At 44.0% G+C, this 9,845-nt stretch carries 9 protein-coding genes; 4 read left to right on the top strand and 5 right to left on the bottom strand.

Features of this window, described 5'->3' with window-relative positions:
- Positions 1-166: 166 nt before the first annotated feature.
- From FYJ84_RS14025 to FYJ84_RS14040, 4 genes are all read right to left on the bottom strand, one after another.
- On the bottom strand, positions 167-1,324 hold the full coding sequence (locus FYJ84_RS14025) for a restriction endonuclease subunit S (RefSeq protein ID WP_154408217.1): 1,158 nt from the start codon (positions 1,322-1,324) through the stop codon (positions 167-169).
- On the bottom strand, positions 1,317-2,333 hold the full coding sequence (locus tag FYJ84_RS14030; protein ID WP_154408225.1) for a virulence RhuM family protein: 1,017 nt from the start codon (positions 2,331-2,333) through the stop codon (positions 1,317-1,319). The genes FYJ84_RS14025 and FYJ84_RS14030 overlap by 8 nt, the downstream gene beginning before the upstream one ends.
- Entirely contained in the window at positions 2,333-3,901 is a 1,569-nt protein-coding gene (locus FYJ84_RS14035; protein WP_154408218.1) for a type I restriction-modification system subunit M, read from the bottom strand. Before FYJ84_RS14035 ends, FYJ84_RS14030 begins: the two co-directional genes overlap by 1 nt.
- Positions 3,902-4,042: 141 nt before the next feature.
- Positions 4,043-5,248: a Fic family protein gene (locus FYJ84_RS14040; protein ID WP_154408219.1), complete on the bottom strand. Its 1,206-nt coding sequence runs from the start codon at positions 5,246-5,248 to the stop codon at positions 4,043-4,045.
- A 270-nt stretch (positions 5,249-5,518) separates the two neighbouring features.
- Here FYJ84_RS14040 and FYJ84_RS14045 point away from each other — a divergent pair, with 270 nt between their 5' ends.
- Entirely contained in the window at positions 5,519-6,274 is a 756-nt protein-coding gene (locus FYJ84_RS14045; protein WP_154408220.1) for a C39 family peptidase, read from the top strand.
- Between the two features lie 176 nt (positions 6,275-6,450).
- Here the strand turns inward: FYJ84_RS14045 and FYJ84_RS14050 are convergent, their stop codons facing one another.
- Positions 6,451-7,623 carry a phosphoribosylaminoimidazolecarboxamide formyltransferase gene (locus FYJ84_RS14050; protein ID WP_154408221.1) on the bottom strand — a complete coding sequence of 391 codons (1,173 nt, stop codon included), beginning with the start codon at positions 7,621-7,623 and terminating at the stop codon, positions 6,451-6,453.
- Positions 7,624-7,978: 355 nt separating this feature from the next.
- On the opposite strand from FYJ84_RS14050, the gene pfkA reads away from it, so the two are divergent.
- The 3 genes from pfkA to FYJ84_RS14065 form a co-directional block, all read left to right on the top strand.
- Entirely contained in the window at positions 7,979-8,941 is a 963-nt protein-coding gene (pfkA, locus tag FYJ84_RS14055) for a 6-phosphofructokinase (RefSeq protein WP_154408222.1), read from the top strand.
- A 192-nt stretch (positions 8,942-9,133) separates the two neighbouring features.
- Positions 9,134-9,637 carry a LysR family transcriptional regulator gene (locus FYJ84_RS14060; RefSeq protein ID WP_154408223.1) on the top strand — a complete coding sequence of 168 codons (504 nt, stop codon included), beginning with the start codon at positions 9,134-9,136 and terminating at the stop codon, positions 9,635-9,637.
- 100 nt (positions 9,638-9,737) lie between these two features.
- On the top strand, positions 9,738-9,845 hold a 108-nt coding region (locus FYJ84_RS14065), incomplete at its 3' end, for a helix-turn-helix domain-containing protein (protein WP_154408224.1).

Here is a 9,845-nt window from a genome sequence, read left to right on the forward strand (position 1 = left end):
CCAGCGTTATGAACTGCATCTGATGTTGTTTTGCACGATTCTTTTTCTTATACATAAAAACACCCCAATCATAATAATATTTTACCATGAATGGAGTGCTTTATGCTAGTTTGTCAACAATCTGAGCATGACAGTTGATGTGTCATGCTTTTCCTATGTCAGGGGCTTATGAAAGTTCTTTGAAGGTCAGGAGCTTATCACGGTAGTATTCGTATTGCTTTTGACGAGCTGCTATTTCAGCTGGTATGCCAGTGGTAATGTCATTACAAATAGTGTCAAATCGGTCTAATAAGCTTAATATTTTATCTTGTTCTTCCAGTGAAATAATGGGAATTTGTAAGTTTTCAATTACTGTTCGTGATAACCTAGGTACGCTTGCTTTTCTAACATTTGAACGTATAAAATCTTGTTTTGTTAATAAAAAATAGTATATATATTTGTTTCTAATCTCTTTCAAGTTAGAAAATACTAGACAATCATCAGCAGCCCAAAAATTTGTATTACAGAAGCCTATTTCTCCAGCTGCTCCTGCACTGATTACATAGGTTGTATTTTCTGTTACATTGCTCTTGTTATAGTATCCCATTGGTGTAAGACTATTTTGATACACAGGAAACTTGCCGTCATCAATTAAGTTTTTTTTCACAACTCTTATACCGCGTGAAATATCTGAGATGTCAATCAACTTTTTCTTTGGGCAATAATCATGTTTTGTGTATAAAATATTTCGATAATACTCATACTGCTTCTTTCTCGCTTGCAGCTCCGCTTGCAGCTCCGCTGTAAGCGATGTAAAGCTATCCAAAATTCGTACTATTTCTTCCTGTACGGGGAGTGGAGGGACTGGAAGAGAAACTTCATTTAAAGCTGATGGTGTTACTTCAATAACTTTCGTACCATGAGCTAATTTCACTTTTTGCTTATAAAAATGAAGTGAATTTAAATAATAAGCAAGATATTTCGGGTTCATTGAATGATGTATTATTGCTGAGTGACCACTTACGGCTACCTTTTTTTCTCCAAGCCATGCGATGCTTTTACAAACATCCTCAATATTTTCACTGGTTACCGCCATAATAATGTCATTAGGTTCTGCAAATTTTTGTTTTACAGCTTTATCTTTATGGATATATGTTATGACATTATCTGTGAAAAGATTATAATGAACATACAACTGACCATAATGAATACAAGGCACTCCAGTAGATACATAATCTTTTTTTTGAAAATTACCACCACGAGAAATGGTTGCAATATCACCCAGTTTTTTGTATTCAACTCCATCAGGACAATACTTCTTAATCAACTCATCCAGCTTACTCATGTATTTCACCACCTAACTTTTCTGCCTGCTGCAAAAACAGGTCGAAATCTGAAACTATTCTTTGTGTTTTATTAAATATATCATATTCGGCATGAGCTTTAGCCACTGCTTCTTTATGAGAAACCTTGCCTTTGTCCGGCAAAATGTCATAGCGTCTGAAGGCTAAGAACTCATTTATGCTGGCAGAAAACTGCTCCATGTTGAAGGTATTTTCCCTTTCGATAAGGTCTTCAATGTAATCAAAATAACCAGTCACAGCCCTTTCCAGCTGCCTGATTTCTTTCTCGGAAAGATAGTTTTTGGCTATGGTTACATCAGACTTCAAGATGCGCCCATCAGGGGCATTTTTCCATGTGGTAAGCCCCATATTTTCCTTGGTATGGTCGGCACTGTTATAGACAATTTCAGCAGCAGTCTGCTTGGTAATGGCGTAGTGAAATTTGTTTTGTACAGTAGCATAAAACTGGTGCGTAATTGGCGATTTTTCATCGTAATCAAGACTGCATTCAGCAAATATATCGGTGATTTGCTGCCAAATTCTCCGTTCACTGGCACGGATGGAGCGAACCCTTTCCAGAAGCTCACGAAAATAATCCTTGCCAAAGAATGTTTTGCCCTGTTTTAAACGCTCATCATCCATAGCAAAGCCTTTTTGCATATATTCTTTTAAAATCTGCGTAGCCCAGATTCTGAACTTTGTTGCCTTGTAAGAATTAACTCTATAGCCCACGGAAATGATGGCATCCAGATTGTAGAAGTCCACCAGTCGTTTTATGTTGCGTGTACCTTCATTTTGAACTGTTTCCATTTTGGAAATAGTTGACTCCTGCTGTAATTCTCCTTCCTCGAAAATGTTCTTCAAATGCTTGCTGATGGCAGGAACTTTTACGCCAAAAAGCTCAGCCATAGCCTTCTGCGTTACCCAGATATTTTCATCCTTGACCACTACATCCACCAGTACATTTTCTTCTGGTGTACTGTATATTAAGAACTGCAATTCCTTATTCATCATACGCCACCCTCGATTTCCTCAATGATGTTGCGGATGGCATCACGCAATTCAGCTTCCCTAAGGACAATTTCTTCAATTTCGGCATTGAGCTTCTTTATGTCAATGACTTCTCTGGTGTCCTCTGCCTCTACATAGGTGGACACTGACAGGTTGTAGTCGTTTTCTGCAATTTCCTCATAGTTTGCCACATGGCTGAAATGCTTTATTTCCTCTCGCCGGGCAAAGGCAGATACTATCTTTTGCAGATTATCTTCTGTCAGGCGGTTGTTGTTAGTGACCTTGATACATTCCTTGGTGGCGTCAATGAATATAGTAGTGTTGTCGGATTTGCCCTTTTTCAGAACCATGATGCAGGTGGCTATGCTTGTGCCAAAAAACAGGTTGGATGGCAGCTGGATGATGCAATCCACAAAGTTGTTATCAATCAGATACTTGCGGATTTTCTTCTCGGCACCGCCACGATACATGATGCCTGGGAAGCAAACGATGGCCGCTGTGCCGTTTGGTGCAAGCCATGACAGGCTGTGCATGATGAATGCCATATCTGCCTTGCTTTTGGGAGCCAGTACACCTGCCGGGGCATACCTTGGGTCATTGATGAGCAGGGGATTGCTATCGCCAGCCCACTTGATGGAATATGGGGGATTGGAAACAATCAGCTCAAAAGGCTCATCATCCCAGTGCTGTGGACTGGTAAGTGTATCATCACAGGCAATATCGAACTTGTCAAAGCCAATATCATGCAGGAACATGTTGATACGGCAGAGGTTGTAGGTAGTGATGTTAATCTCCTGCCCGTAGAAGCCATTGGTGACAGCTTCTTTGCCCAGCACCTTCTCAGTTTTCAAAAGCAGGGAGCCGGAGCCACAGGCTGGGTCATAAACCTTGTTAATGCGTGTCTTGCCAACGGTTCCCAGCCGTGTCAAAAGCTCAGATACATCAGCTGGGGTAAAAAACTCGCCACCGGACTTGCCTGCATTGCTGGCATACATGGTCATGAGGTATTCATAGGCATCCCCAAAGGCGTCAATGTCATGGTCTTTAACGGAACCGAGATTCATATCCGCTACGCCATGCAGCAGCTTGGCAAGACGCTCATTGCGCTTGGCTACAGTGCTTCCCAGCTTGTTGCTGTTCACATCGAAATCATCAAACAATCCGGCAAAATCACTTTCTGACTCACTGCCCATAGCTGATTCCTCAATATGCTTGAAGATGCGTTCCAAGGTTTCATTTAGATTTTCATCGGTATCTGCTTTGCTGCACACATTGGAGAACAGCTCCGAAGGCAGGATAAAGAAGCCCTTTTCATTTACCAGCCCTTCCTTTGCACCCTCTGCCTCATCATCCGGCATCCGGGCATAATCAAAATCAGCATTGCCTGCCTCCTGTTCACCCTGATTGATGTAGTGGGCGAGGTTCTCGGAAATGTACCTGTAAAACATGGTGCCCAGCACATAATTCTTGAAATCCCAGCCGTCTACTGCACCGCGCAATTCATCAGCAATCGCCCAGATAGCCCTGTGCAGTTCGTCACGTTCCTGTTCCTTCTTTATTTCTGCCATAGACTGTTATCTCCTTTTATCTAAAATCTCTCTATGTATAAGTATAACAATATCTTTCGGAACAAACAACGTAAAATGGCATTGTTGCACGTGGAACAATATTGCTGTGTGGAAAGTGATGCCTGGGCTCAATTTTCCCCTTTAAGTATATTTTTTTAATAGCAGCAGATTGAGCTTATAAAATTTTTTTCTGTTGCGCTGTATTATGATAATATGTTCATTAGGCATGGCTTGCAGCCTGCTTTTTATGGTGTTTGTTGATTTGTCAAGAAGTTTTGATAATTCCTGCATGGTAATGCCTTGCCCATAAAGCAGGCTGGCTTGGAAAAGCAACTTGTATATATCTTGAGATAGTGCATCTTCCGAAATTTGTTCCAGGATAGCCAGGTTCTTTTTATATTGAGCCAGTTTTCTTTGCAGCAGGGCAATAGTATTATTAACAGCCCGATGAGTTATCTGCAAGAAGCCTGTTACAAATGGTGTCAGGTCACCGCAGTTGTTTTCGTCATCAGTGAGCGAAAACAGGTCGTAGTAATCTTTTCTGTTTTTTTTGATGGTGATTGATAGGCGCAGGGCAACAGTATAATGCAATACCTGGGTTAATTGATATGAGGTCAGAAATCTGGCGGTCCTGCCATTGCCATCATAAAATGGATGAATATAAGCAAAAAGGTAATGACAAAGCGCAGTGCTAATAAGGACGGGCAAATCCTTGTCATTGAAGATGCCAAGAAGCGTTTCCATATAAGTGATGATTTTGCTTTCCGGGTATACGCCCCTGTGAATGGATTTTCCTGTGGGAGCTTCTATGTCTACCGAGCCTGCCCGAAAAATATTGCCATCAAGGCGATTGGCAGCATTTTCAGTGATAACCTCATCGTGAGCAAATTCATCATAAAACTGCCGCAGGTCATGGCAGGTGGCAAAAGGAATTTCTTTTTGGTTTGTCAGCAGGTGATATTTATAGATGGTGCTGACATAACGTGTACCTTTTTTGAGGGAAGACATGGCATCCATGAGCTCACGCCTGGTACTGTGGACACCTTCGATTTCATTACTGGATTTTACTTCGTCTATAATACATAATAATGCTAACTGCTTCAGCACGATTTCAGGCGTAACATCTACGATTTGCAGCAGCTTGTTATTAGCAGATAGAATATTTTCCTGTAGCTTGGCTATTTCTTTGGTAAGGCAAAAAAAGGCAGGATATACCTTGTTTCTGTTATACTGCCTGATAGGAATATTAATATGTTCTGTGAAAGGGGCATTGAATCTCTGCTGATAGGTTTGCTGATGGTTTTGATTGTCCTTATAGTATAGCTTTTTCAAAGATATGTATTTCATTATATTCACCTCGCTAGCGGAATAGGCAGAAAATGACAGAATGTATCATGAAGTTGTCAAAAAACGGCTTTTTTGATAACTTCACTACTTAACATATCAAAAAACGTTATTTTTGACAAGAAGAAAGATGATGTAGTATATTTAGTGTGAAAGTCATATTCTGTATGGTGTTGCACGTGAAACACCATACAGAAAAGAGATTTTCACTATATGATGCTGATACATCGGCAGTGATGTGTTTGACAGTTAAGGAATGGAGGATGAGCGGTTATGAAAAAATGTCTTTTGTTTTTGCTGATGCTGATTGTTTTGGGGACAGGTGCGGTGTTTGCCCAGAGCAATGATGGGCAAATGCCCCAGGTGATACCTTATCCGGAGGGGCTTGATACGAAATCCGAGGGGGCATCTGCCGCACCGCCAGAGATTAATCACCAGCCTTCAAGATATTTTACGGCACTGGATTATTACAACATGCAGTCTAATGATAATCTGATTATACTGTCCCATTATCCCACCTACCAGCAGGCAACGGAGTATACCTGCGGCCCGGCAGCAGGGCTGACTGTGCTGTATTACTTTGGGGTTAAGCAGTATGATGAGATGGGGCTTGCCAAGGAGATGAAGACTCAGGGGTATCCGATTGGTACAAATCCGAAGGACATGGCGGAGTTTTTCAGGCGCATTGGCTGGCATGTGGAGACCAGCCTGGAGGGCAAAGGCTTTGATAGTTATGAGGCGTTTGCCGGTTTTGTGCAGAAGGAACTGAAGGCAGGTCATCCGATTATGGTGGAAAATGTGGAGTGGGGCGGCCACTGGCGCGTGATTATCGGCTACGATAACATGGGCACGGAAACTACCCTGGATGATGTGCTGATTTTCATGGACAGCTACGATACCAGCGATCACCTGCAGGATGGCTATACGGCAGGCAACGGCTGGCGGTTCTTTGCCATGTGGTTTGACCATTCCATGCTGCCGGAGGAACAGAAAAATCAGCCGTTTATTCTGGCATACCCTGTAAGATAAATATCTGGCTGGATAATTAGAATTGCATATGGAGAAATAGAAAAAGTGCCTGATTGTTCATAATGTATGAGATGAACAAATCAGGCACTTTAAATATGTGTGTATATCTCATTATTTATCCACAGGTATATGTGTATAACCTGTTAATATGTGGATAAGCCTGTGGATAACTTTGCTTAGTGGTGGAAAAGTCTGATGTGGGTGAAGGCCATAGCGATGTTGTACTTGTCAGCGGTTTCGATGACATTGTCGTCACGGATGGAGCCGCCGGACTGGGCGATGAAGGAAACACCGCTCTTTTTGGCACGCTCTACATTGTCACCGAACGGGAAGAAGGCATCGGAGCCCAGAGCTACGCCGGTAATGGTCTTGAGGTATTCCTTCTTTTCCTCGCGGGAAAGAGGCTCAGGCTTCTCAGTGAAGACACGCTTCCAGTCATCTGTCTCCAAAAGGTCCTCCCACTCCTCAGAAATGTAAACATCAATGGCGTTGTCGCGGTCCGGGCGGCGTACATCATCCTTGAATGGCAGAGCCAGCACTTTCGGATGCTGGCGCAGATGCCATACATCAGCCTTGTTGCCAGCCAGACGGGTGCAGTGCACACGGGACTGCTGACCGGCACCGATGCCGATGGCCTGTCCGTCCTTGGCGTAGCATACGGAGTTGGACTGAGTGTATTTCAGGGTGATGAGGGCAATAAGGAGATCTCTTTTCGCTGCCTCAGTGAAGGTCTTGTTGGCAGTAGGAATGTCGGTTAGGCAGTCCTCGTTGATTTCTACGGTATTGCGCTTCTGCTCGAAGGTAATGCCGAATACTTCCTTCTGTTCCAGTTCAGCCGGCTGGAAATCTGGATCCATCTGGAGCACCAGATAGGTGCCCTTGCGCTTGGTCTTGAGGATTTCCAGAGCCTCGGCTGAGTAAGATGGGGCGATAATGCCATCGGATACCTCACGGGCCAGGAAGGAAGCGGTCTGGGCATCACATTCGTCAGACAGTGCTACAAAATCGCCATAGGAGGACATGCGGTCAGCACCACGGGCGCGGATATAGGCTGTAGCAACAGGGGAAAGCTCAATGCCTTCTACGAAGTATACCTTCTGCAAAATCTCAGGCAGTGGAGCAGCTACGGCAGCACCTGCCGGGCTTACATGCTTGAAGGAGGCGGCGGCTGGCAGGCCGGTGGCCTTTTTCAGCTCCTGCACCAGCTGCCAGCTGTTCATGGCATCCAGCAGGTTGATGTAGCCAGGCTTGCCGTTCAGGACAGTGAAAGGAATGTCACCCTCCTTGACAAAAACGCGGGCAGGCTTCTGATTGGGATTGCAGCCATACTTTAATTCTAATTCTTTCATGTATATCTCCTTTGTCTAGAAAATTGTGATACATAATATTACTATATATAATTCTACCTGTCATAGCTCCATTTGTAAATATCAGTGACAAAAGAAATATTGTTACAAATTTAGAAAAAGTGTTGAGTTTCTGGGAAAATGTATTAAAATTAGTATAAGAAGTCATTTTTCATTGGAGATTTGTCAGTAGTTTGTTTCATATATATAAATATGCTTTATAAGACTTTATTTTATTGCTAAAATGATTTATAATGCTATAGGAGCAGAAATGATATTGAAATAGAGTACCTTCTATTGACAGAACTTCAATTTATCATTTAGCCATTATTTTTCAAACCCACAGGGAGGGTATAATATGATCAAGAATATCGGTGTATTAACAAGTGGTGGCGACAGCCCTGGCATGAATGCAGCAGCTCGTGCAGTAGTGCGTACTGTTCTGTATGAGGGCGGCAAGGTTTGGGGTATCTATGATGGATACCGCGGCCTTTTGGATGAGAAGATGGAGGAGCTGACTTCCCGCAGTGTGGCAGATATCCTCCAGCGTGGCGGTACTTTCCTCGGTACAGCTCGTTGCAAGCGTTTCATGACTCCGGAAGGACGTATGGAAGCTTATGAAAACATGAAGAAGCGCGGCATTGAGGGCCTGGTTGTCATCGGTGGTGACGGCAGCCTGCGCGGTGCCAGCAAGCTCAGTGCAGAGACCGGTGTGCCAATCGTCGGCCTGCCTGGCACTATTGATAATGATGTATGGGGTACTGACTACACCATTGGCTGTGATACTGCAGCCAACACCATTATTGATGCTATCAACAAGCTGCGTGATACTGCTTCTGCTCACAGCCGTATTGCTGTAGTAGAGGTTATGGGACGCCGTTGCGGCTGGCTGGCTACCTTGGCAGGTATTGCAGGTGGTGCAGAGGTTGTTCTGATTCCTGAGCGGGAGTTTGATTTGGATGATGTATGCGCTAACCTGGTGAAGTCCTATGAGAATGGCCGTCGTTATTCCCTGGTTGTAGTAGCAGAGGGTGTAGGCAGCGGTATCGATATCGGCAAGTACATCGAGGAAAAGACTCAGATGGACGTGCGTGTATCCGTACTGGGCCATATCCAGCGCGGTGGTTCCCCGACTGTACAGGACCGCGTAAAGGCAAGCCAGCTGGGTGAGAAGGCTGCCCTGGCTCTGATGGCTGGTCAGACTGATGTAGTATTTGGCTTTAACAAGGGCAAGGTTGTAGCTATTAATCTCCATGATGCTATCACCAACAAGAAGCCTTTGGACCCTGAGTACATTGAGCTGGCAGATATGCTGGTTTAATGTTTCACGTGCAACAGTGGCTGACAGGCGGGAAGCCCGTTATGGTGCCTGGCTTGTTGTGAAACAATGATTTTTGGATTATAATATGGGAAATAAAATTGTCGTGCAAGGGTGTTTTCTTGCACGGCAATTTTTTATAAGCGGCTTTGGTGCAAGGTTTTTAGCAATTTTTACAAGTATGGGGGAAGCTATATGGAACTTCGCGTATTGAAATATTTTTTGTCAGTTGCCAGAAATGAGAATATCAGCAAGGCTGCCGAGGAACTGCATCTTACCCAGCCGACGCTTTCCCGTCAGCTTAGTGAGCTGGAGGAGGAGCTGGGAACGAGGCTTTTTGTGCGGGGAAAAAGGCGTACTACCTTGACTGAGGAAGGCATTTTTCTCAAGGAGAGGGCAAGGGAAATTGTGGCGCTGGCTGATAAGACTGTAGCGCAGTTTTTGCAGACAGAGGAAAATATTGCCGGGGAGATTTATATTGGCTGCGGTGAAACTGCAGCTATGCAGGAAGTTATCAGGGTGCTGGCAGCCTTGCGCCAGTCATATCCTCATATACTGTTCCATATTTTCAGTGGCAATGAGGAAAGCATTACGGACATGCTGCAAAAGGGGCTGGTGGATTTTGGCGTGGTCTGTCGTGGGCATGTGCCTGCGGAGTACGTTTATCTTAATGTGGCAGAAGACTCCCTGCCTCTATAGGCGGGAGATGAATGCCACGTCCACCGAATTTATGCAAGTAATTGAGGTGGATAATAGAACGTAGTGGTGATATAATAGTAAGTGGCAGGAGGTGAATGATGTGTTACAGCAAAAAGGCTATCTGTATCGAATATATCCCACTAAGCAACAGCAACAGCTAATCAATCAGACACTGGGATGCGTCAGGTTTGTGTATAACAGGTTTTTG

Origin of the sequence: Anaerovibrio slackiae (genome assembly GCF_009695585.1) — a bacterium.
In the GTDB taxonomy this organism is placed as follows: Bacteria; Bacillota; Negativicutes; order Selenomonadales; family Selenomonadaceae; genus Anaerovibrio; species Anaerovibrio slackiae.